Below are 20,909 nucleotides of genomic sequence, written 5' to 3' on the forward strand. Positions count from 1 at the left end.
TAAGACCCGCGGCGCTGTAGAACCACATCGCGTCAATTGCAGCCCTCGTCGCCCGCTGCCCAGCGGCGGACATCCGTCGTTATCCGGGCACCGACCGGTTCGCTGAGCAGAGGCCCGAACGCCTGCAGCCGGGCAGGATGGCCTTCGGCTTGGACAACGGCGAGGGGACGCGCCTCGGGCGAATTGCGTGGCACGATCAGGATGCGCGGCCGTCCGGAGAAGGAGTTAAGCTCCGGCGCGAGGCGATAGGCTTTGAAGGCGGGATCGCCCGATTTGAACCAGCAGCCGTTGGCGCCGAGCGCAACCCGTTCCATCGTCGGCAATGCGGCGGAACTCGCGGGTGCTGCGGCCGGACGACTGGACTGGCAACCGGCGATGAAAACGATGCTCGCGACAGCAGAGGCGAGCGCAAGGAAACGTCCGTATGACATGGAGGCGGCTTTACTCGTGACGATCGATGCCAGCTTCTAGCAGCAGGGAGGTTAAGCAGCGATTACGTCGAGCGCTGACGCAAAGAGTCCGCGGCCGTCCGAACCGCCATGGGCGGCCTCGATCAGGTTCTCCGGATGCGGCATCATGCCGAGCACGTTGCCCTTTGCGTTCACGACCCCCGCGATGTCGTTGATCGAGCCGTTCGGATTGGTGCCTTCGGCATAGCGGAAGACGACCTGGCCATTGCCTTCGACTGCCTTCAGCGTCTCCGCATCGGCGAAGTAATTGCCGTCATGATGCGCGACGGGGCTGCGAATGACCTGGCCCTTCGCATAGGCGCGGGTAAATGCCGTATCGGCATTCACGACTTGGAGTTTCACCTCGCGGCAGACGAACTTCAGCGAGGCGTTGCGCATCAGTGCGCCGGGCAGGAGCCCCGATTCGACAAGGATCTGAAAGCCGTTGCAGACGCCGAGAACGCGCACCCCTTGCTCGGCCTTGGCCTTGATCGCCTGCATCACCGGCATGCGCGCGGCGATGGCGCCGCAGCGCAGGTAATCGCCATAGGAAAAGCCGCCTGGAATGACGATCAGGTCGACATCCGGGATCTCCGTTTCGGTCTGCCAGACGGTGACCGGCGCCTTGCCAGAAATCTTGGTGAGCGCTGCGATCATGTCGCGATCGCGGTTGAGACCCGGAAGCTGAACGACGGCGGATTTCATGGACGTGGATACCTCGCCTTGGTCCTCGCGGCCTGAATGGGGCGAGGCAGTTTCAATGCGTTTGCGCATCCCCCGCCATCAGGCGAGGGAGATGCTGTAGTTTTCGATAACGGTGTTGGCGAGCAGCTTCTCGCACATGGCCTTGAGGTCGGCTTCGGCCTTGGCCTTGTCGGCGGTCTGGAGCTCGAGGTCGAAGACCTTGCCCTGGCGTACATGCCCGATGCCATCGAAGCCAAGGGCGCCGAGTGCACCCTCGATCGCCTTGCCCTGAGGGTCGAGTACGCCGTTCTTCAGCGTCACGGTTACGCGTGCCTTGATCACTTTTGCTTATTCCTCGAAATTACTCGACCAGCAGCCTTACTTGACCAGTACGGGGCCGGAACCGCGCGGCGGCTCGTTCTCGTTGATGATGCCAAGCCGGCGGGCCACTTCCTGATAGGCTTCGACCAGACCGCCCATGTCGCGGCGGAACCGGTCCTTGTCCATCTTTTCCTTCGTCTCGATATCCCAGAGACGGCAGCTGTCCGGCGAGATCTCGTCGGCAAGCACGATGCGCATCATGTCGCCTTCATAGAGGCGCCCGCATTCGATCTTGAAATCGACGAGCTGGATGCCGACGCCGAGGAAGAGGCCGGACAGGAAGTCGTTGATGCGGATGGCGAGCGCCATGATGTCGTCGAGTTCCTGCGGGCTTGCCCAGCCGAAAGCCGTGATGTGCTCTTCCGAAACCATCGGGTCGTCGAGCGCATCGGCCTTATAGTAGAACTCGATGATGGAGCGCGGCAGGACCGTGCCTTCGTCGATGCCGAGACGCTTTGCGAGCGAGCCGGCGGCGACGTTGCGCACGACGATCTCGAGCGGGATGATCTCCACCTCCTTGATCAATTGCTCGCGCATGTTGAGGCGGCGGATGAAATGCGTCGGAATGCCGATCTTGTTCAGATGCGTGAAGATGTATTCGGAAATACGATTGTTGAGCACGCCCTTGCCGTCGATGACATCATGCTTCTTCTTGTTGAATGCGGTAGCGTCATCCTTGAAGAACTGGATCAGCGTGCCCGGCTCGGGACCTTCGTAAAGGATCTTGGCCTTGCCCTCGTAGATACGGCGGCGACGATTCATGGATTTGTCTCTGTAGTTGTTGGCGCGCTTGGGCCGCGCATTGGAATTTTCTCAGCGGGTCCATATCCGAAAAGAACGCATTTCACAATCGGCGTATCTTCACTTCCCCCGTTTTAGATCAGCGTATCACGAAAGCCGGCAAAGACGAAAACGCATTGCACTTTCGGCAGGGTTCTGGATTATGGGTTGGCAGCCTCCGGCAGCACAGTTTTCAGGGAGATCGATGAATGACCACGATGAAGGATCGCGAGCAGGCCTTCGAGGCGAAGTTTGCCCTCGACGAGGAGTTGAAGTTCAAGGCCTTGGCGCGTCGCAACAGGTTGCTGGGTCTCTGGGCCGCCGGCCTTCTGAAGAGGGCCGATCCGGAGGCCTATGCCAAGGAAGTGATTGCCGCAGATTTCGAAGAGGCCGGCCACGAGGATGTGGTGCGCAAGATCAAGGCCGATTTCGACGCAGCCGGCGTCCCTCTATCGGAGGACGAGATCCGCGCTCGCATGCTCGAACTCCTTGGGGAGGCCGTCCAGCAGGTTCAGAACAGCTGATCCAGCCATCTCGTTGGGAAACCATCGCCGCCCGGTCAGGCTGATCGGGCGGCTTTTTTTCAACCCGCATGTGCCGGGCCGACATAGGGGAGGTCGGCTTGCAATCCTCGCTCTGTTCCCGAGGTCGGCTCACATGACACAGCCGGCCCTGCCGCATTGCTCATGGCAACCACTGTTTTTGCGCTAGATTGGCTGTTTGCAATACTCGGAACCCCGGTTCGATGTGAAGAGGTTTAGCCATGCCCCCGGATCTCTCGCAGCCATTCGAAGCGCCCCGCGCGCCAATGCCGTCGAACGCCGAGGACGGCCTTCGCCTCCGCCTCAGGCGCAATCGGCTGCTGGCGACATCCCTCCTGCTCTCCATGGTGGCGATTTTCCTGGGCACCCATCTCGTCCCCGAGCCCGGCTTTGCTGTCAGGCTGCTGCGGGCTGCCGCGGAAGCGGGAATCGTCGGCGGTCTCGCCGATTGGTTCGCAGTGACCGCGCTCTTTCGTCACCCGCTCGGCCTTCCGATTCCGCACACGGCGATCGTGCCCACGAGCAAGGAGCGCATCGGCCAAACCCTGGGCCGCTTCCTGGAACGGCACTTCCTGACAGAAGAGGTGCTCGTGCGAAAGCTCAGGAGCGCCAACATGGCGCAGCGTTTTGCCACCTGGCTTGCGGCGCCGTCGACCGCACCGGTACTCGCGGGAGCCGTGGTCTCTGCGCTGCCTTACGTAATCCGCACCCTGGACAACGCGGACCTGCAGGACTTTGCCCGACGCAGCCTCGGCAAACAGGTGCGTCAGGCTGACATAGCACCGGTCATGGGGCGTGCCATTGACGTCCTGACTGCGAGCGGCGAAACGGACGTGCTGTTCGAGCGCGCCCTCGGGGTCGCGGCACAATGGTTGGAGGAAAACCGCGAGCAGATCTTCGACCTGGTCAGGGAACGCAGCCGCTGGTGGATTCCCCGGACCATCGACCGAAAGATCGCGGATGCGATCGTTACCGGCTCCGCAGATCTCCTGAACAAACTGCGCGAACCGGACAGCGACGTTCGGCTGAAATTCCGCGAGGCGCTCCATCGGCTTATCGACGACCTGATCAATTCACCGGAGCAGCGCGAGCAGATCAACGCTTTCAAGAACCGGCTCCTGGAACACCCGGAGCTGCAGGCGTGGATCGCGGCGGCCTGGCATGAGACATCGCGCGTTATGTTGGAAGACCTCTCGCGGCCGAACTCGAAAGTCCGTAACGCGGTGGAGAGAATCTGTCTGCTGGTCGGTCGCGCACTTGCGGCCGACGAGACCATGTTGAAGCATATAGATGCGCTGCTGGAGAGACTTGCCGCCTACCTGGTCTCGTGGCGTCACGAGATCGGTACATTCGTCTCGGAAGTGGTCAGAAGCTGGGACACTCCGACGCTGGTGGATCGGCTGGAATTGGTCGTAGGCAGCGATCTCCAGTATATTCGAATGAACGGGACCATCGTAGGCGCCCTCGCAGGCTGCTTCATCTTCCTTGTATCCCAGATTTTGGGTTGACCGCTTCTTGCGCCCGGCGGCGTGGCGCGGCGGCTTTACATTTCTTTACATCTGCCGGGAAGGCTCGAAACATTGGGCTGTTAGCTTTCTTCCATTGCAGCAGGTGCTGCGGAGTGAAAGGAGACTGACCATGGAAAACGAGGACAAGAACCTGCCAGGCCCGAGCGTCGGCGAACCGGCTTCGAAAGCATGGGGGCGGCGCGTCGCGATCGGCGGCCTCGCGGCCGTCGCCGTTGTCGGCGCGGTCGGATATGCCGCCGCGCGCAGCGACGATTTCGGCTTCGGCATGGGCCGTTTCGGCGGCCAAATGATGCACGCGCATATGGGGGGTGGCTTTATGGAACACCGGATCGGCTCCGTGCTTGACGAACTCGACGCGACGCCAGAGCAGGAAGACAAGCTCTGGGACATCATCGACAAGGCCCGCACCGAGATCAGGCCGACATTCCGGGACTTCCGCGAGACGCGTGAAGAGGTTATCGAACTTCTCGGGCAGTCGACCATCGACCGCGCCGCCGCCGAGAAGCTGCGCAGCGAGCGCGTCGCGGCCATCGACGAGGCCTCGCGCAAGATGACGACCGCTCTCCTCGATGCCGCCGAGGTGCTGACGCCGGAGCAGCGCACCAAGCTCGTCGAGCATTTGAAGGAGCGTGGCGGCCGCGGCCGGTGGTAAGAGTGAGTCGGACGGGCGGCTGAACGGAGTGCAAGGATGGCGGAACGGGTCCTGATAGTTGACGACGACACGCGCCTGTCCGCCATGCTCGCAGACTATCTCTCCGGAAACGGCTACACCGTCCATACCGCGGCAACGACCACGGCGGGTCTTGCCGAGCTTAGCCGCCTTTTACCGGACGTCGTTATACTCGACGTCATGCTGCCGGACCTTGACGGCTTCGAGGCCTGTCGGCGCATGCGCGCCGTCTCCGATGTGCCGATCCTGATGCTGACCGCCAAGGGCGAGGAGATGGATCGCATCATCGGCCTGGAACTCGGGGCCGACGACTATCTGCCGAAGCCTTTCAATCCGCGCGAACTGCTGGCGCGGTTGAAGGCGATCCTGCGCCGCCGAAACGGCAATGCGGGGATTTCGCGGATCCTCCGCTTCGGGCGCCTGGAGATCGATCCGGGCTCGCGTTCGGCCAGGATAGACGGCCGCGAATGTGCGCTGACAAGCTACCAGTTCGACCTGCTGGTGGCGCTTGCCGAAAATGCCGGCCGCACGCTGTCCCGAGAGCAGTTGATGGACGCGGTCAAGGGCGAGGAGCTGGACGCCTTCGACCGCTCCATCGACGTCCACATATCGCGCATCCGCGCGGCCATCGAGAGTGACCCCAAGCACCCGAGGCGCATCATCACCGTCCGCGGCGTTGGCTATGTCTTCGCCCGTTTCCAGGACGACATGCATTAGATTCGAGGCCCAGAAGGATGCGCAGCCGCCTGTTCCTGAAAATCTACCTGACGCTGCTGGCGAGCCTTGCTGCAGTCGCCGTCGCAAGCGCCGCCTTCGTCTGGTTCGGAAGGGGCGAGGAGGACTTGAGCTGGCAGAGCCAACGCGCGCAGTTCGTCGCCGCGCTCATTCCGCCCGACATGGACCTGCGGTCCGTCGAGGCGACCCTGGAGCGGCTGTCAAAGGCGTTCGGCGCGGACATAGCTGTCTACGACCGGGGCGGGCGGCTGATTGCGAGTGCCGGACGGCCGCTCCCGCGCGACATTCGCGAGCGGCCCTGGCGCCATGGCAGAGGCACGTTTCACACCATGGTGACGGAACTCCCGGACGGTCGCGCAGTGGCGGCGCGCATGGAGCGACCGTTCCGCCCGGTCGGCCGCAATCCGCTTGCCTATCTCGCGTTGATCGCCGGCGTCATCGGTCTTGCCGCCTATCCGGTGGTGCGTCATCTGACTCGCCGCCTGGAACGCTTGCGCGCGGGCGTGGATGCCTGGGGCAGGGGCGATTTCGTGGCCCGCGTGCCGGCAAACGGCAGCGATGAGGTGGCGGCGGTGGCGAAGAGCTTCAACAAGGCCGCCGACCATGTGGAGCGGCTGATCAAGTCGCACCGCGCACTGCTTGCCAATGCAAGTCACGAATTGCGATCGCCGCTTGCGCGGCTGCGGATCGCGATCGACCTTTATGAGAAGGCGCCGGACGCGAAACGCAAGGAGGAGGTCGTCCGCAACCTCGCCGAGCTGGACACGCTGGTCGAGGAGATCCTGCTGGCGAGCAGGCTCGATCATGTCGAGAAGCTCGATGCGCCCGAGCCCGTCGACCTCCTGGCCGTTGTTTCGGAAGAAGGCGCCCGCAACGGCGTCGAGGTTTCCGGTACGCCCGCGACTGTCACAGGCGATGCGCGCCTGCTCGGCAGGCTCGTTCGCAATCTCATGCAAAACGCGCTGCGTCATGGCGGCCCGCCTGTCACGGCCACTGTGTCACGCACAGAGAGCACGGTTGAGCTCAGGGTCCGCGACCACGGCCCTGGCATACCGGAAAGCGAGAGCGCTCGCCTGTTCGAGCCGTTCTACCGGCCCTCGGGACGTAGCGAGGCAGCGGGTGGCTGGGGTCTGGGGCTGGCGCTGGTGCGCCAGATCGCCGAGCGCCACGGCGGCGCGGTCCGCTACGAAACTCCGCCCGGCGGCGGCGCCTCGTTCGTCGTGACGCTTCCAGTGCACCCCGGTCTAGCCGCGTAAGCGGCTCAGGAACTGGGCGAAAACCATGCCGCCTTCCGGCCAGGGGCCATGGCCGGATTCGGAGTTGATGTGACCGGCCTCGCCGGCGTCGATCAGAAGCGAACCCCAGGCATTGGCGATGTCGCCCGCATGTTCATAGGAACCGAACGGATCGTTGCGGCTGGCGATCAGAAGCGATGGAAAGGGCAGGGGATCGCGCGGATAGGGCCCGAAGGTCATGAAGTGTTTCGGACGAATATTCACGTTATCGACATCCGGCGGAGCCACGAGAAAGGCGCCCGCGATCTTTGCTTTGCTCTGGGGCAGCGCGTGAATCGCCGTCGCGACGCCGAGTGAGTGGGCGATGATCACGACCGGCTTTGCCGCGGCATCGAGCTCCTCGACCATCCGCGCCACCCAATCCTCACGCACCGGCTTCGCCCACTCCGCCTGAACGACGCGGCGGGCGGTGGAGAGCTTGCGCTCCCAACGGCTCTGCCAGTGATCCGGCCCCGAGTTCGTGTAGCCGGGAACGATCAGGATATCTGCTTCGGAAACCTTCATGATCGGCGCGATTTGGAGGCGAAAAGCGCCGAAGTCAAGGCGCAGGCGACAGGGCAAGCATTTTCTGTATAATCGAACGCGGCGGTCGCGGCGACAGCGGCCATTTTTGCCGCTGTCGCGGGTCCGTGGCCGCTCTGGTTCGTTGAGGAGTGTGAGCCATGACAACCTTCCATGTTCTCTCGGGAGCGCAGGAGAGCGTTCAACCCGAGATACGAAAGATTGGCATTGCAGATGTATTCGATGCGTTGCGTCTCGGTCTGGACGACTTCCGCGAGAAGCCGTCGCATTATGTTTTTCTATGTCTCATCTATCCCGTGGCCGGTGTCGTCCTGATGACATGGAGCGCGGGCGCGAACATGCTGCCCTTGCTCTATCCGCTGGCATCCGGCTTCGCCCTCATCGGGCCCGTCGCGGCGATCGGTCTTTATGAGATCAGCCGCCGGCGCGAACTCGGCATGGACGCGCGCTGGCCGCACGCCTGGCGGCTGCACCGTCATCCTGCGATACCGTCGATCCTGGCGGTCGCCGGACTCCTGTTCGTGATCTTCATCGTCTGGCTGCTGGTGGCCCAGGGCCTTTACGTCACGATGTTCGGCCCCACCCCGCCCGCGACGATCTCCGAATTCTGGAACAACATCGTTGGCACGGATCAGGGCTGGAATCTGATTGTCGTCGGCAATCTCGTCGGCTTCGTCTTTGCGGTGGTGGTGCTGTCGATCAGCGTCGTCACCTTCCCGCTGCTGCTCGACCGCGACGTCGGCGCGATTACGGCGATCGAGACATCGATCAGGGCGACGCTCGCGAACCCCATACCGGTCGCGACCTGGGGGTTGATCATTGCCGCCGGCCTCGTGATTGGCTCGATCCCGGTTTTCGTCGGCCTAGCCCTGGTGATGCCGATATTCGGTCACGCCACCTGGCACCTCTATCGGAAGCTGGTGGAGCCCCCCCAACCGGCGCGACCGTAAGCATTTGCGCTCGGAAGATGGTGGCCGGCGTCAGGCCGGTCACCGCACGTCTGTGCCGCGGAAAAATTTGTAATAGGAAGAGATTTGCGCAGCCGTGTTCGATGACAGCTTGAGCTTGACGCCGATCTTGTCGCCCCGACACCAGCGCACGATCCCAGTCAGACGGCCGAGTTCCTCGCTGTCGATCGTCACCTCCTGACCGCTGCTAAGACCGATGTCGAAAAGGAGCTGAAAACAGATTCCCTCGGCCGAAAGATCTTTCACGATGCCGTTGGTCGATCCGGTCTTGCACGTAACCTTTCCGGTTATCTTGGTTTGATCGCGCTCGGACGCGCGCTGCACGCTCTGCCTAAGGGTCATGGATGCCTCCAAACCTGACTTGAAAGGTCTGAAGTTTTTCACGCACTGATTGAAAAGACGCTAATGAAATCGCCCGCATCTGAAGCAAGCGCTCGGAGACGGGCGAAATCTCATCGCATCGGCCCGAAATCGGAGAGTTCGGCAAGCTCGATGCGCAGATTCAAGAGCTACAGCGACCTTGCGCGTCTGAAAAGACGCGCAAAGCTCTAGAAGCGGCAAGCCCGTGGCGATCAGGAAGCGCCGAAAACCCGGCGAAAGATCGTGTCAACGTGTTTGGTGTGATAGCCGAGATCGAACTTCTCACGGATGTCCTCGGCCGAGAGCGCCGCACGGACCTCCTGGTCAGCCAGCAGCTCCTCCAAGAAGTCCTTGCCCTCTTCCCATACCTTCATGGCATTGCGCTGGACGAGGCGGTAGGCGTCTTCGCGCGATACGCCGGCCTGGGTGAGGGCGAGGAGCACACGCTGCGAATGGACAAGTCCGCGGAACTTGTTGAGGTTCTTCATCATGTTTTTGGGATAGACGACGAGCTTGTCGACGACGCCGGTCAGGCGCGCCAGCGCGAAATCGAGGGTCACCGTCGCGTCGGGTCCGATCATGCGTTCGACCGAAGAGTGCGAGATGTCGCGCTCGTGCCAGAGGGCGACGTTCTCCATGGCCGGGACGACGAAGGCGCGGACCATGCGGGAAAGGCCCGTCAGGTTTTCCGTCAGCACCGGATTGCGCTTGTGCGGCATGGCCGAGGAGCCTTTCTGGCCCGGCGAGAAGTATTCCTCCGCTTCCAGCACCTCGGTGCGTTGCAGGTGGCGGATCTCGGTCGCAAGCCGCTCTATCGACGATGCGATGACGCCAAGCGTTGCAAAGTACATGGCGTGGCGGTCGCGCGGGATGACCTGGGTCGATACAGGTTCCGGCTTCAGCCCGAGTGCCTTCGCGACATGCTCCTCGACGCGCGGGTCGATATTGGCGAAGGTGCCGACAGCGCCGGAAATGGCGCAGGTCGCGATCTCCTCCCGGGCTGCGAGAAGGCGCTCCCTGCAGCGGTCGAACTCCGCGTAGGCTAGCGCCAGCTTGACGCCGAAGGTGGTTGGCTCCGCGTGGATGCCGTGTGAACGGCCGATCGTCACCGTATCCTTATGCTCGAAGGCGCGGCGCTTCAGCGCCTCGAGCAGCTTGTCGATGTCGGCAATGAGGATATCGGTCGCTCGGACGAGCTGGACGTTGAAGCAGGTGTCGAGAACATCAGAGGAGGTCATGCCCTGGTGTATGAAGCGGCTGTCCGGGCCGACGAATTCGGCGAGATGCGTCAGGAATGCGATGACGTCGTGCTTGGTGACCGCCTCGATTTCGTCGATGCGCGCCACGTCGAACTTTGCGGATCCACCCTTTTCCCAAATGGTTTTTGCCGCCTCCTTGGGGATGACGCCGATTTCGGCCAGGGCATCGCAGGCGTGTGCCTCGATTTCGAACCAGATGCGGAACTTCGTTTCCGGCGACCAGATGGCCACCATTTCCGGCCGGGAATAACGGGGGATCATGGGCTTATGCTTTCGTCGTCAGTGAAGGATGGCTGTGCCTCTAGCAAAGATGGCGGGTAAGCTCAACGCCATTGACGCCCGTCCGAGCGGACCAGATCACGATGATTCCAGGTCGGATCGACCCGGTTCGAGATCTATTCAGTCATGCATTCCAAAAGGTCATGAACTTTCCGTTCCGCCGCCTTCCAATGATCAAGCTCCTCAAGCGCATATCCGATTTTAACGTCGCAACTTCCAAGACGCGTGATTTGCTGGCAGTGCGGATGTTCGCCCGGCCGGGGAAGATCGCAGGTAATGACGTCGGTGATGGAGGATCGGTAACGCCATCTCTTATTGGTTCTCCTGATCGAAAGTTGGATGTGTCCCGGAAATTGCACTTGTCAATGCATGCAATTCAGGGGAATCTCCGCCGGCTTCCGGGAGGACGACCATGGCCGAGACTATTCACACGCCTAAGCAGGCAGGCCGCCGCGAGTGGATTGGACTGTGCGTCCTGTCGATCGCATGCCTGGTTTACTCGATGGACCTGTCGGTGCTGTTCCTCGCTGTGCCCGCGATCGTCGCGGACCTCGATCCATCCGCATCGCAGCTGCTGTGGATAAACGACATCTACGGCTTCATGGTTGCGGGCTTTCTCGTGACCATGGGGACGCTCGGAGATCGGATTGGCCGCCGGCGGGTGTTATTGATGGGCGCATTTGCCTTCGGCGTCGCATCCGTCTTCGCCGCTTTCTCAAACACCGCGGGGCAACTCATTCTGGCAAGAGCTCTGCTCGGCATCGCCGGTGCGACGATTGCGCCGTCAACGCTGTCGCTCATCGTCAATCTCTTCAAAAACGAGGCCGAGCGAAACAGGGCGATCGGCATATGGGGCGCGGCCTTTGCGCTCGGTGGTCTCGTCGGCCCGCTCATCGGCGGAATTCTGCTACAGTATTTCCATTGGGGATCGGTGTTTCTGATCAACGTACCAGTCATGCTCTTGCTTCTGGTCGTCGCTCCCTCTCTGCTGCCGGAATACAGGAATAATGACGCTGGCCGGCTCGACTTGACGAGCGTGGTGCTTTCACTCGCGACAATTTTGCCGATCATCTACGGCGTCAAGCATATGGCTGCCGACGGGTTCCAGCTTGCCCAACTCGTACCCATCGGATTGGGGCTTCTGGTCGGCCTTCTGTTTGTTCGGCGCCAGCGGCGCCTCACCGACCCGTTGGTGGACCCCGCTCTTTTCCGGGTGCCGGCCTTCACGGCATCGCTGATGGTAAACCTCGCCGGTGTCTTCTTCGTTTTCGGCGTCTTTCTGTTTCAGAACCTCTTTCTGCAGCTCGTGCTCGGTCTGTCACCGCTTGAGGCTGCACTTTGGTCGGCACCATCGGCCTTCGTCTTCGCAGTCATGTCGTTTCAGGCCTACCGTTTCACCAACCGCTTCGGACCCGTCAGAACCGTGCTCGGCGGACTTTTAATCAATGCAGTGGGAGCCGCCGCCATGGCTGTCGCCGCTTACGCCGAGAGCTTGGTCGGCGTCCTTGCTTCCAGCATGGTCATCGGCTTCGGCTTCGTCCCCGTCGTTCTCACGACGACCGGTTTGATCGTGGGGACTGCACCGCCCGAACGGGCCGGCTCGGCTTCGGCCATATCGGAGACGAGTGCGGAGTTTGGAGGCGCATTGGGTATCGCGGTGCTGGGCAGCTTGGCGACCCTGATCTATCGAATCGCGATGAACCGCGCCGACCTTAGCGACCTCACGCCCGTGCAAGCCGAGGCTGTTTCTGAGACTCTTGCCGGCGCGGTCGAAACAGCTCAGTCAATGCCGGGTTCGGCTACAGCTGTCTGGCTGGACGCGGCGAAAAGCGGATTCTCGCTTGGCTTTGCCGTATGCTGCGTTGTTGCAACGGTGACGCTCCTTCTTCTCGCGATCATCGCACGGCGGGTATATGCCACAGCCCACGTCGAAGAGAGCACTTTGTCCCCTCATTGAGGCTCGGGGCAATTCAAAGACATGCAGCGCTCCAAAGTGTTACCGCCGCGCGTCTGATAACAGGAAAGAGCCTTTCCGGGTTAAATGGAAACAATTCTGTTGGCTCAAGCGGAGCGGAATGTTTGCCCGGCTGGCGCGCGGCGTAGCCAAAGCATACGGCCTACAGCGCCGCGCGTCTTATCAGACGCGCAAAGGTCGCTGTAGCGCTTTGAAGCGCTGCATGTCTTTGTCCTTAAATCGAGGTCGATTTAAGGAGACATGCAGTAGCCAGCCGGACAAACAGGCCGCCCGCTTCAGCCAACCTCTACAGCGCCGCGCGTCTTATCAGACGCGCGAAGGTCGCTGTAGCACTTTGAATTGCTGCATGTCTTTGTCCTTGAAGCGAGATCGCTTCAAGGAGACGTGCAGTGGCCGGGCATCTTTCCGCCAGGATCAGAGGCGATCGCCTCGGCCGTACCTCGGGGTACGACCTGCGGCAATCGCCTCTGCCCTGACGAAAACCTGCTCCGGCAGAATGTTTCCATTTAACCCGGAAAGGCTCTTAGCGCGGGATGCGGGCGGAAAACCGCGCGCGCCTTTCCCCATCCCGCGCCAGCCAGAGGCTCGCAAGGACGAGAGCAATGGCACCGAGCGGCAGGTAGAGCCTCAAGCCGAGCACCAGGAACTGATAGAACGCCGAAACCGACGTGACGATGAATTGAAAGAACCACATGCGCGATCCGGCCGCCGCGTGCCATTGCGAATAGAACATCCGGTAATCGAGGCAAAACAGAAAACCCGTCGTCGCGACTGTACCGACAGCCAGGCATAGAAGGAATGCGGCGAAGCGGGTCTCGACCGCGCGATCCCGTGCGACATAGCGAGCTGCGGAAAGGGCAAGTGGCCACGCGATGAAGCCGCCGAGAGCGTACAGGTAAAGCACGCTTTGCAGGTGAAAGGTGGCATCATGCTCGCGCAGCCACAGCGCATGCCAGGCCGAGAGTGCCATCCAGAGCGCCCAAACGGGGCCGCCGATGAGAATCTCCGATAGGGACGGAACTGCGCGACGAAGGCGCTGCCGATAAGGCACAGGGAAAAGCAGATGCGAGCGGTCGTCCGGTTCCTCGCTCATCGAGCGAGCCACGTCGGGACCGCGATCCAGCGCCCGTCCGTCGTTCCCTCGAATCCGAGTGAGAGCACCAGGACCATGACTACGTGCACTTCGGAGCCGTCGTCGTTCACGCGGGTGACGACGCCGCCGATTCGATAGCCGGTCGGACAACGGCGACTTTCGGGAATTCGCGCATCGTCGTGGAGAACGTCCGATGCCGGCTCCCCGGCCTTCTCGGTCATTAGGAGGCTGAAGCCTTTGATCGTCTCCAGAAGATCCTTGCAAATCCCATTGGCGGCAAATGCTTTTTCTTTGATTTCCAGCCGGTATGTCTTTCGGAACGGCGCATCGGCCGGAAAGGACGCGTAGCGCAGCCTATGCGGATCGGCGTCCACCTCGGTAATCGGGTTAAAGGCGACAAGCGTGCCGGGCGTGTCGGCGAGCCGATAGGCATCGATCAAGGGTGCCGCGCGCCTGCGGGCGTCGCGACGGGCCCTTTGCAATGTGCCTCCGTCGGTTTCGTCGCGCGCGCGGACGGGGGATCCGGGCAGGAAACTGTCCGCGCCGGTATCGAGGAGATAGACTGTCGAATAGGGGAAGCCGGAGCCGTCCTCGACGCCGTATTCCTCGAAGGCGAAGACCTTGCCGTCGGACGAAAATCCGATCGGTTGAAAGTTGGCGTAGTCACCGGCAAGGGCTTGAGGCGCGGCGATCGTCGCTGCCATCAGGACCGTAGATGCAATTGCCGAGCGCAGACTCATCCGCGAGCCTTGTCCGCCGAGGCGCGGATCGCGTCAACGGCGCCGCGGTAGCTCTCGACGGAACCGCCCTTGAAGACCGCCGAGCCGGCGACGAGGACATTGGCGCCGGCCCGGGAGACGATTCCGGCCGTATCCGGTGTGATGCCGCCGTCCACCTCGATCTCGATCGGCCGATCCCCGACCATTGCCTTTATCCGGCGGATCTTCTCTTCCATCGCGCCGATGAACTTCTGACCGCCGAATCCGGGATTGACCGTCATCACCAGGATCAGATCGAGCTGATCGAGCACATATTCGATGGCGCTTTCGGGCGTCGCCGGATTGAGCGAAACACCGGCTTTCTTGCCGAGCGTTTTCACCGTCTGCAGCGACCGATGGAGATGCGGTCCGGCTTCCGCATGCACGGTCAGGATGTCGCAGCCGGCCTTGGCGAAGGCTTCGAGGAAGGGATCGGCCGGAGAGATCATCAGATGGCAGTCGAACGTCGCATTCGTGTACGAACGCAGTGACTTGATCACGTCCGGCCCAAAGGTGATGTTCGGCACAAAATGGCCATCCATGACATCGAGGTGAATCCAATCGGCGCCGGCCTCGACCACATCGCGAACCTCCTGGCCAAGTTTGGAAAAGTCGGCCGCCAGGATCGACGGGGCGATGCGAATGGGGTGGAACATGAACAGCCTCCGTTCTTTTTCGCGCCCATAACATTCCGCGGCTGCGCAAACAACACTACAGCTGCGATCATGTCCCGGCTGCGGTCCATGCGGGTTTCACGTCATTCTCCTTCGGAGCCGCATCGTGAACGCCGCGCGCTATCGCTCGTGCCATCGTGGCAGCGGCCGCAATGCCGAGATCGATGAAATCCTCGAGAACGGGTTTCCTGCCGCTGGTACCCGTCGCAAGCGCGAAGACGAGATCGCCGTCGAGAGGCGTGTGGGACGGCCAGAGCGCTCGCGAGAATCCGTCATGCGCGGAAATCGCCAGGCGCTTCGCCTCCGCCTTGGTGAGGACGGCGTCGGTGGCGATGACGGCGATAGTGGTATTGGCAGCTCCGGTCCGGGCCTCGCGAAACTTGAGGCGCGGCAGAGTGGCGTCCTCTGGCCAGGGGGAGGGCAGGCCAAGGCCGCCGAATTCGTCCTCGAGCTCGAAAGGGGCCGCCCAGAAATGCCGCGTATCGCCAACGGTCGCTGAACCGAGGGCATTGACGGCGACGAGCGCGCCGACGGTGATGCCGTTCGCAAGCACCGTCGACGCGGTGCCGAGCCCGCCCTTGAAGGTGGCCGTCAGTGCCCCGGTGCCGGCACCGGTGCTGCCGGTCGCAAAGGCCTTCGCCGCCGTGCGCGCAGCCTCATAGCCGAGCTCGCGATAGGGGGAGAAACGCCCCCAGCCCTTGTCGCCTCCGTTCATCAGGTCGAAGAGAATGGCCGCCGGAACGATCGGAATGTTGTGCGGACCGACAGGAAAGCCCCGGCCCAACTCACGAAGCGCAGCCTGAACGCCTGACGCGGCGTCGAGGCCGAAGGCGGAGCCGCCGGAAAGCACGATCGCGTCGACGGACTGGACGGTATTATGGGGGGCGAGCAGATCGGTCTCGCGCGTCCCGGGGGCGCCGCCGAGCACCGCCACCGCCGCGGTCGCCGGTGGGTCGCAGAGCACGGCGGTGACCCCTGATTTCACCCGATCGTCCTCGGCATTCCCGACCAGCAGCCCGGCGACATCGGTGATCGAGTTGCTCGGCCCCTTGCGCATCATTCGCTACTCTCGGCCATCGGTGCATCGACAAAGCGGCCGTCCTGCCATTGCATCAGCCTGTACGGGCTTTCGGCCCGCTCATGCGCCTTGTTGAAGCGGAGCGGCCCGAGCACCGTGCGATAGGGGCCTTTTTGCAGTGCATCCGCCAGGCTGCCTTCGTCCTTCTCCGCCTGCTCCTTTGCCTGCTCGAGGAGCGAGACCGCGGCAAAAGCCGGGAGGACGTAACCGTCCGGTTCAATACCGGCCCCGCGCATCGCCTTGATCACGGGTCCTGCCTCGCCCGACCGCGCAGGATCGGGAACGGTCACGGCGAAGACGCCATTCTCCAGCGGCACGTTGAGGTCGGCCGCATTCAGCACATCGCCACCGATCAGGGTGATCGGCACATTTTCAGCTTTCGCGTCGCGCGCGATCACGGCCGTGTCGTTGCGGTCGCCGCCGGTAAACACATGCGTCGCACCGCTTTTGGCCAGTCGGCGGACGAGGCTTACCTGCTGTTCCTGAGCCGGACGGTAGGTGTCGGTGAAGACTGGCGTGATCCCGATTTCGGCGAGCGCATTGCGAACGCCTTCGACAAGTTCTCGGCTGTGGATCGTTCCGTCGTCGATCAACGCGAGCGGCTTGTCCCTCCAGTTCGCGATGATGATTTCGGTGATCGCCGCCGCTTCGGCCTTGCCGTTTGGGGCGAGCCGGTAAAGCGGCCATTCTTTCTTGAGCGCATCCTCCATGAGGATGTCCGAGCGCACGCTGAGCGTGATCGCCGGAATGCCGGCTTCGGCAAGGGCCGGCAGCGCCGCCTCCAGGCTCTCGGTGCAGAGAAAACCGATCGCGGCCTCGGCTCCGCTGGCCACCAGGGCTTTGGCGAGCGCGTCGCCGCCGGCAGGATCGCAACTCTCGGGGATGATGGCGACCTCGCTCCCTCGGTCGCCGGCCTCAAAGGCCGCGCCGTCAACCATCTGCTTTCCGAGCATGGCGAACGGACCCTCGACAGGCGCGACCACGGCCACCTTCACCCCCGCGGCAAATGCAGGTAACGCCATTGCCATCTGAGCAACGAAGAGGCTCGTAACGATCGATTTCAACATCTCTTTTCCCGCTATCGCACGCCTTGTTTTAAGACAGTGGCCCCGCCCGTCAAAGGAAAAGATGGCGCGGGCGCCACCCTTGTCCGGTCCGAAAGTTGCGGTGGCCGCCGTGCATATCATGTCATCTGCGCCATACTCATGCGCTCCGGGGCAAGATTCTCCGAGCACCGGGTTTCATAATCTGCGTGACAGTTTATGTATGTGCGAGACCCGATCCGGAGCGAGACGTGTTGGAGAAGACCCGGCTGGACCCGATAGCCTACCGCGACGCGATGAGCCGCATGTCGCATCATGTGCAGTTGATCACTGCGGCCGACGGCGCCGAGCGGCGAGGCGTGACGATCACGGCCTCCTGTTCGGTCTCGGATGATCCGCCGACCGTGCTTGCCTGCCTCAACGCGGCCAATCCGCGCAACGACATTTTTTCGCGCAGCGGCAGCTTTGCCCTGAATCTCCTTGGCGCACAGCATCTGGCGCTGGCGCACGCCTTCTCCGGTCGCGATCAGCTCGACATGGAGCGGCGCTTCGGGCTCGGACGGTGGACGCAACTTGCGACCGGCGCACCCATTCTCACAGACGCAATCGTCGCCTTCGACTGCCGTTTGCTCGAGATCAAGATCATGGCGACCCACGCCATCCTCCTCGGCGAAGTGATCGACGTCCGGCTCGGCGAAAAGCAGCCGCCTCTCATTTATGTGGACCGGGGATACCGCACGCTCTGATCATTTCAAGGCGCCCGAGGTAAGGCCGGAGATGATACTGCGCTGCAAGAGAACAAAGGCGACCAGTATCGGCGTCACATAGATGGTCGCATAGGCCATGATGCCGTTCCATTCGTTGGTGTTGGGTCCCATGAAGCTGTTGAGCCCGATGCTGGCCGGTTGCAGCTCGGCCCTCTGGATCAGGGACCTCGAATAGACGAATTCGCCGAAGGCTTGCATGAAGATCAAGATGGCGCTGACTACGATGCCGTTCCGGGCAAGCGGCAAGGCGATACGGAAAAACGCCCCGACGCGGGAATCTCCGTCCACCAGGCCCGCCTCTTCCAACTCCTGCGGAACGCTCATGAAGGCCGTGCGCACCAGCACGACGAAGAATGGCATGCTCTTGGCGGCGATCGCCAGGATGACAGCGAGACGGGGATACTGGAGCAGGCCGATCTGTGAGAAGCCGACGAAGATCGGCGTGATCATCAGCGATGCGGGTAGGACCTGCAGCATGAGGATGAGGAAGAGACCGACATCCACCCAACCATTTCGATAGCGGGCCAGCACATAGGCGCAACCGGTGCCCAGGACCGAAATCACAGCGACGGCACCAAATGCAATAACCAGTGAGTTCCAGATATAGCGGCCCATGTTGCGGTTCTGCCAGACCTCGGCATAGATCTGCCACTGGGGATCGGCTGGCCAGAGGGCCGGAGGGCTTGCGAATATCGCCGAGCCCGATTTGAGCGCGGTGACGAACATCCAGTAAAGCGGGAACAGGTAGATGGCGGTGAACACGAGCGCCACCGCCAGCATCAGCTTTTCGCGGAAGGTGTGCCTCATCGGCGCACCTCATGGCGGGTCGATCGGACATAGACGATCGAGGCGAGGACCACGAAGACGATCATGATGACGGAGACCGTCGCGCCCTTGGCGAAGTCGTACTGGCGGAACGACAGTTCCCAGGCCCAGTACTGGGCAACATTGGACGAGTTGTTCGGTCCGCCGTTGGTGATGGCCGCGAAGAGATCGAACTGCTGCAGCGTGAAGATGAGCCCGAGCGCCAATATGGCACCGATCGAGGAGCGCATCATCGGCAGGGTGATGGTCCGGAAACGCTGCCACGCATTCGCGCCGTCAAGCTCTGCGGCTTCATAGAGGTCGGTCGGAATGGCGGACAGGCCGACCGACAGGAGGATCATGTTAAAAGACGTCCCAAACCAGATATTGGCGAGGATTACTCCCCACAAAGAGTAGTTCGGGTCAGAACGCCAGAAGACATTGCCATCCGTCAGCCCACTTTCGCGCAAGAGAAAATTCAGTACGCCGAAGTCGCCCGAGAGAATCCAGCTCCAGATCGCCCCGACGACGAGACCCGGCATCACCCATGAAACCAGGAAAAGCCCACGCAGCCAGCTGGCGCCCGGAAAATTCGTCCAGAAGAACAGGGCCAGCCCGAAGCCGATCAGGAACTGGCCGGCAATGGATGAGACGACGAACACGGCCGTGTTGGCGAAGATCGGCCAGGTTTCCGGTTGAGCGAAGAGTTCGGCGTAGTTCTTGAGGCCGACGAAGGGTCGCCAGAAGGTTCCCAGGCTGAACAGGTCCACTTGCTGGAAACTCATCAGAACATTGTAGATGAGCGGCAGTCCGGACAGGGTAAGCAGGAAGGTGAGCGGCAGCGCAACGAGCGAAATATCGAAGCCCTTGCCATCGACGAAACTGGACAAGATCCCCTTCATGGACACGCCCACCTCCGACCTCCCTTCCTTCAGCCGAGCACGACCTTGATCTTTTTCGCGGCCTGGTCCAGCGCTTCCCTGGAAGACATTTGCCCGGTAAGCGCTGCCTGGATGGCCTCCTGGATCGCCTTGGAGATCTTCGGCCATTCGGGATGCGGTCCCCGAGGCTTGGCGTATTTGAGCTGCTCGAGAAAGACCTTGAGCGCTGCATCCTTGAGCGGCTCGCCGGTCTCTGCGAAAGGAATATCGGTTCGGGCCGGCAGCAGGCCAAAGTCCCTGAACATGCGATGATCCTGGGAGACCAAATATTCCAGCACCTTGAACGCCTCGTCAGGATGCTTCGTGCTGGAGAAGATCGCCCAATTGAAGTCGCCCATGGAAGAGGACCGTTCGGCTCCCTCTTCCGGCACCGGCAGCAACGCCACGCCCCAGTCAAATTTCGCTTCGGCGACCATTCGGTCCAGTTCCCAGGGACCGGAAATTGCCATGGCAGCATTTCCCGAATTGAAGGTGGCGGTCGAATCCGACTGGCCGCGCGTCAGCGTGTCCGGGGATGCAAGCCTCTCGTCAATGAACGTTTTCCAGATGTCGAGCGCCTTGACCGCGCCGTCGGTGTTGATGTTTTGGTAGCTGGCACCCGCCATCTGAGCCCAGGGGAGGAACTGGAACGTGCCCTCCTCGTTTGCCTTGGCCGAAAAGGCTATGCCGTATACATTGGCAGCCGGATCCGTCAGTTTTCGGGCGGCGTCCACCAGTTCGTCCCAGGTTTGTGGCGGCCTGTCGGGATCAAGACCCTTCGCCTTGAACATATCCTTGTTGTAGTAGAGCGCGATCGTGTTCGTGGCCTTGGGAACGCCGTAGTGCCGGCCCTCCCACATGGTGGAGGCTAGCGGGCCGGGGAAGTAGACTTCCGGCTTGATCACCGTAGATTTCGCGATCCTGTCGGTCAGGTCGAGAAAGGCTCCGCGCGAGGCGAACAGCGCATGTTCCGGATTGTCAACGGCGATGATGTCCGGAGCCTGCCCAGTCGAATATGCGCGCAGCGCCTCGTTGACCAGATCGTCAAACGGAACCTCCCGGTACTCGACCTTTATGCCCGTATTGAGCTTGTTATAGTCGGCAATGAGGTTCGGCGCCGGCCGAACGTCGCGATCTTGCGACCAGACGGTGATCGTCGCATCGTCGGCCTTGGCCGCAACGCAGAGGTTTAAGAGGCTCGCAAGCGCGCAAGCGCCGCCCAGCACAGCGTATTTGTAGATACCCATGGTCTCCTCCTTGGTCATGAGGTAGTGGCGAATTCAATTCGGCCGCGCCCCGGCCATCTCCCTTGTCGTTTCCGCGCTGGATCTACGCTGCAAGAAG

Annotated in this window: 23 protein-coding genes; 8 read left to right on the top strand and 15 right to left on the bottom strand. The window is 61.9% G+C overall.

Translation table 11 applies throughout. The features are described from left to right. Window positions 1-32 precede the first annotated feature (32 nt). The 4 genes from J2Z31_RS24685 to purC all read right to left on the bottom strand — a co-directional run bounded on the left by J2Z31_RS24685 (window position 33) and on the right by purC (window position 2,276). A complete protein-coding gene (locus tag J2Z31_RS24685; RefSeq protein ID WP_209605633.1) occupies window positions 33-431 on the bottom strand; it encodes a hypothetical protein in 399 nt (132 codons plus the stop codon). 51 nt (window positions 432-482) lie between these two features. Continuing rightward, complete coding sequence (gene purQ / locus J2Z31_RS24690; protein WP_209605635.1) at window positions 483-1,154, bottom strand: phosphoribosylformylglycinamidine synthase subunit PurQ; 672 nt, start codon at window positions 1,152-1,154, stop codon at window positions 483-485. A 78-nt stretch (window positions 1,155-1,232) separates the two neighbouring features. Further along, a complete protein-coding gene (purS, locus tag J2Z31_RS24695; protein WP_209605637.1) occupies window positions 1,233-1,475 on the bottom strand; it encodes a phosphoribosylformylglycinamidine synthase subunit PurS in 243 nt (80 codons plus the stop codon). 36 nt (window positions 1,476-1,511) lie between these two features. Then, entirely contained in the window at window positions 1,512-2,276 is a 765-nt protein-coding gene (gene purC / locus J2Z31_RS24700) for a phosphoribosylaminoimidazolesuccinocarboxamide synthase (protein WP_209605639.1), read from the bottom strand. Between the two features lie 227 nt (window positions 2,277-2,503). On the opposite strand from purC, the gene J2Z31_RS24705 reads away from it, so the two are divergent. From J2Z31_RS24705 to J2Z31_RS24725, 5 genes are all read left to right on the top strand, one after another. Further along, the gene (locus J2Z31_RS24705; protein WP_209605642.1) at window positions 2,504-2,818 is read left to right on the top strand and encodes a DUF1476 domain-containing protein; all 315 of its coding nucleotides are present in this window, start codon (window positions 2,504-2,506) and stop codon (window positions 2,816-2,818) included. Window positions 2,819-3,057: 239 nt separating this feature from the next. Further along, entirely contained in the window at window positions 3,058-4,344 is a 1,287-nt protein-coding gene (locus J2Z31_RS24710) for a DUF445 domain-containing protein (RefSeq protein ID WP_209605643.1), read from the top strand. 130 nt (window positions 4,345-4,474) lie between these two features. Beyond that, entirely contained in the window at window positions 4,475-5,017 is a 543-nt protein-coding gene (locus J2Z31_RS24715; protein ID WP_209605645.1) for a Spy/CpxP family protein refolding chaperone, read from the top strand. A gap of 36 nt (window positions 5,018-5,053) precedes the next feature. Beyond that, window positions 5,054-5,752: a response regulator gene (locus tag J2Z31_RS24720; RefSeq protein ID WP_209605648.1), complete on the top strand. Its 699-nt coding sequence runs from the start codon at window positions 5,054-5,056 to the stop codon at window positions 5,750-5,752. Window positions 5,753-5,769: 17 nt separating this feature from the next. Then, on the top strand, window positions 5,770-7,026 hold the full coding sequence (locus J2Z31_RS24725; RefSeq protein ID WP_209605650.1) for a sensor histidine kinase: 1,257 nt from the start codon (window positions 5,770-5,772) through the stop codon (window positions 7,024-7,026). Here the strand turns inward: J2Z31_RS24725 and J2Z31_RS24730 are convergent. Next, entirely contained in the window at window positions 7,015-7,569 is a 555-nt protein-coding gene (locus tag J2Z31_RS24730; RefSeq protein WP_209605652.1) for an RBBP9/YdeN family alpha/beta hydrolase, read from the bottom strand. The two genes, J2Z31_RS24725 and J2Z31_RS24730, sit on opposite strands and share 12 nt — an antisense overlap. Before the next feature lie 158 nt (window positions 7,570-7,727). Here J2Z31_RS24730 and J2Z31_RS24735 point away from each other — a divergent pair, with 158 nt between their 5' ends. Next, the gene (locus J2Z31_RS24735) at window positions 7,728-8,537 is read left to right on the top strand and encodes a DUF2189 domain-containing protein (RefSeq protein ID WP_209605654.1); all 810 of its coding nucleotides are present in this window, start codon (window positions 7,728-7,730) and stop codon (window positions 8,535-8,537) included. A gap of 39 nt (window positions 8,538-8,576) precedes the next feature. Here the strand turns inward: J2Z31_RS24735 and J2Z31_RS24740 are convergent, their stop codons facing one another. Next, complete coding sequence (locus J2Z31_RS24740; RefSeq protein ID WP_209605656.1) at window positions 8,577-8,897, bottom strand: PilZ domain-containing protein; 321 nt, start codon at window positions 8,895-8,897, stop codon at window positions 8,577-8,579. A 230-nt stretch (window positions 8,898-9,127) separates the two neighbouring features. Further along, a complete protein-coding gene (gene purB / locus J2Z31_RS24745) occupies window positions 9,128-10,435 on the bottom strand; it encodes an adenylosuccinate lyase (protein WP_209605658.1) in 1,308 nt (435 codons plus the stop codon). 430 nt (window positions 10,436-10,865) lie between these two features. Between purB and J2Z31_RS24750 the strand changes: the two genes are divergently transcribed. Then, window positions 10,866-12,410 carry an MFS transporter gene (locus J2Z31_RS24750; RefSeq protein WP_209605660.1) on the top strand — a complete coding sequence of 515 codons (1,545 nt, stop codon included), beginning with the start codon at window positions 10,866-10,868 and terminating at the stop codon, window positions 12,408-12,410. A 541-nt stretch (window positions 12,411-12,951) separates the two neighbouring features. Here J2Z31_RS24750 and J2Z31_RS24755 read toward each other — a convergent pair. From J2Z31_RS24755 to J2Z31_RS24775, 5 genes are all read right to left on the bottom strand, one after another. Next, window positions 12,952-13,521, bottom strand: a complete 570-nt coding sequence (locus J2Z31_RS24755; protein WP_209605663.1) for a hypothetical protein — start codon at window positions 13,519-13,521, stop codon at window positions 12,952-12,954. Then, entirely contained in the window at window positions 13,518-14,261 is a 744-nt protein-coding gene (locus tag J2Z31_RS24760) for a DUF2259 domain-containing protein (protein WP_209605665.1), read from the bottom strand. Before J2Z31_RS24760 ends, J2Z31_RS24755 begins: the two co-directional genes overlap by 4 nt. Beyond that, window positions 14,258-14,935: a ribulose-phosphate 3-epimerase gene (gene rpe, locus J2Z31_RS24765; protein WP_209605667.1), complete on the bottom strand. Its 678-nt coding sequence runs from the start codon at window positions 14,933-14,935 to the stop codon at window positions 14,258-14,260. The genes J2Z31_RS24760 and rpe overlap by 4 nt, the downstream gene beginning before the upstream one ends. A gap of 67 nt (window positions 14,936-15,002) precedes the next feature. Further along, window positions 15,003-16,013, bottom strand: coding sequence for a P1 family peptidase (locus J2Z31_RS24770; protein WP_209605669.1), 1,011 nt, complete (start codon window positions 16,011-16,013; stop codon window positions 15,003-15,005). Next, complete coding sequence (locus tag J2Z31_RS24775; RefSeq protein WP_209605671.1) at window positions 16,010-17,098, bottom strand: branched-chain amino acid ABC transporter substrate-binding protein; 1,089 nt, start codon at window positions 17,096-17,098, stop codon at window positions 16,010-16,012. Before J2Z31_RS24775 ends, J2Z31_RS24770 begins: the two co-directional genes overlap by 4 nt. A gap of 230 nt (window positions 17,099-17,328) precedes the next feature. Between J2Z31_RS24775 and J2Z31_RS24780 the strand changes: the two genes are divergently transcribed. Further along, the gene (locus tag J2Z31_RS24780) at window positions 17,329-17,820 is read left to right on the top strand and encodes a flavin reductase family protein (RefSeq protein WP_408022057.1); all 492 of its coding nucleotides are present in this window, start codon (window positions 17,329-17,331) and stop codon (window positions 17,818-17,820) included. Here the strand turns inward: J2Z31_RS24780 and J2Z31_RS24785 are convergent, their stop codons facing one another. The 3 genes from J2Z31_RS24785 to J2Z31_RS24795 are packed head-to-tail and all read right to left on the bottom strand — an operon-like array spanning window position 17,821 to window position 20,812. Continuing rightward, the gene (locus tag J2Z31_RS24785; protein WP_209605673.1) at window positions 17,821-18,648 is read right to left on the bottom strand and encodes a carbohydrate ABC transporter permease; all 828 of its coding nucleotides are present in this window, start codon (window positions 18,646-18,648) and stop codon (window positions 17,821-17,823) included. After that, complete coding sequence (locus J2Z31_RS24790) at window positions 18,645-19,547, bottom strand: carbohydrate ABC transporter permease (RefSeq protein WP_209605675.1); 903 nt, start codon at window positions 19,545-19,547, stop codon at window positions 18,645-18,647. Before J2Z31_RS24790 ends, J2Z31_RS24785 begins: the two co-directional genes overlap by 4 nt. A gap of 29 nt (window positions 19,548-19,576) precedes the next feature. Then, window positions 19,577-20,812: an ABC transporter substrate-binding protein gene (locus tag J2Z31_RS24795; protein ID WP_209605677.1), complete on the bottom strand. Its 1,236-nt coding sequence runs from the start codon at window positions 20,810-20,812 to the stop codon at window positions 19,577-19,579. Between the last annotated feature and the right edge of the window lie 97 nt (window positions 20,813-20,909).

The organism is Sinorhizobium kostiense, from assembly GCF_017874595.1.
Lineage (GTDB): Bacteria > Pseudomonadota > Alphaproteobacteria > Rhizobiales > Rhizobiaceae > Sinorhizobium > Sinorhizobium kostiense.

What these genes read in the sequence shown, in the direction of transcription:
- J2Z31_RS24760 (WP_209605665.1), bottom strand. Translation starts at nt 14,261, where the DNA reads ATGAGTCTGCGCTCGGCAATTGCATCTACGGTCCTGATGGCAGCGACG.
- J2Z31_RS24735 (WP_209605654.1), top strand. Translation starts at nt 7,728, where the DNA reads ATGACAACCTTCCATGTTCTCTCGGGAGCGCAGGAGAGCGTTCAACCC.
- J2Z31_RS24705 (WP_209605642.1), top strand. Translation starts at nt 2,504, where the DNA reads ATGACCACGATGAAGGATCGCGAGCAGGCCTTCGAGGCGAAGTTTGCC.
- purB (WP_209605658.1), bottom strand. Translation starts at nt 10,435, where the DNA reads ATGATCCCCCGTTATTCCCGGCCGGAAATGGTGGCCATCTGGTCGCCG.
- J2Z31_RS24710 (WP_209605643.1), top strand. Translation starts at nt 3,058, where the DNA reads ATGCCCCCGGATCTCTCGCAGCCATTCGAAGCGCCCCGCGCGCCAATG.
- J2Z31_RS24755 (WP_209605663.1), bottom strand. Translation starts at nt 13,521, where the DNA reads ATGAGCGAGGAACCGGACGACCGCTCGCATCTGCTTTTCCCTGTGCCT.
- J2Z31_RS24785 (WP_209605673.1), bottom strand. Translation starts at nt 18,648, where the DNA reads ATGAGGCACACCTTCCGCGAAAAGCTGATGCTGGCGGTGGCGCTCGTG.
- J2Z31_RS24715 (WP_209605645.1), top strand. Translation starts at nt 4,475, where the DNA reads ATGGAAAACGAGGACAAGAACCTGCCAGGCCCGAGCGTCGGCGAACCG.
- J2Z31_RS24685 (WP_209605633.1), bottom strand. Translation starts at nt 431, where the DNA reads ATGTCATACGGACGTTTCCTTGCGCTCGCCTCTGCTGTCGCGAGCATC.
- J2Z31_RS24770 (WP_209605669.1), bottom strand. Translation starts at nt 16,013, where the DNA reads ATGATGCGCAAGGGGCCGAGCAACTCGATCACCGATGTCGCCGGGCTG.
- J2Z31_RS24750 (WP_209605660.1), top strand. Translation starts at nt 10,866, where the DNA reads ATGGCCGAGACTATTCACACGCCTAAGCAGGCAGGCCGCCGCGAGTGG.
- purC (WP_209605639.1), bottom strand. Translation starts at nt 2,276, where the DNA reads ATGAATCGTCGCCGCCGTATCTACGAGGGCAAGGCCAAGATCCTTTAC.
- J2Z31_RS24775 (WP_209605671.1), bottom strand. Translation starts at nt 17,098, where the DNA reads ATGTTGAAATCGATCGTTACGAGCCTCTTCGTTGCTCAGATGGCAATG.
- J2Z31_RS24740 (WP_209605656.1), bottom strand. Translation starts at nt 8,897, where the DNA reads ATGACCCTTAGGCAGAGCGTGCAGCGCGCGTCCGAGCGCGATCAAACC.
- J2Z31_RS24730 (WP_209605652.1), bottom strand. Translation starts at nt 7,569, where the DNA reads ATGAAGGTTTCCGAAGCAGATATCCTGATCGTTCCCGGCTACACGAAC.
- J2Z31_RS24790 (WP_209605675.1), bottom strand. Translation starts at nt 19,547, where the DNA reads ATGAAGGGGATCTTGTCCAGTTTCGTCGATGGCAAGGGCTTCGATATT.
- purQ (WP_209605635.1), bottom strand. Translation starts at nt 1,154, where the DNA reads ATGAAATCCGCCGTCGTTCAGCTTCCGGGTCTCAACCGCGATCGCGAC.
- J2Z31_RS24725 (WP_209605650.1), top strand. Translation starts at nt 5,770, where the DNA reads ATGCGCAGCCGCCTGTTCCTGAAAATCTACCTGACGCTGCTGGCGAGC.
- J2Z31_RS24720 (WP_209605648.1), top strand. Translation starts at nt 5,054, where the DNA reads ATGGCGGAACGGGTCCTGATAGTTGACGACGACACGCGCCTGTCCGCC.
- rpe (WP_209605667.1), bottom strand. Translation starts at nt 14,935, where the DNA reads ATGTTCCACCCCATTCGCATCGCCCCGTCGATCCTGGCGGCCGACTTT.
- J2Z31_RS24795 (WP_209605677.1), bottom strand. Translation starts at nt 20,812, where the DNA reads ATGGGTATCTACAAATACGCTGTGCTGGGCGGCGCTTGCGCGCTTGCG.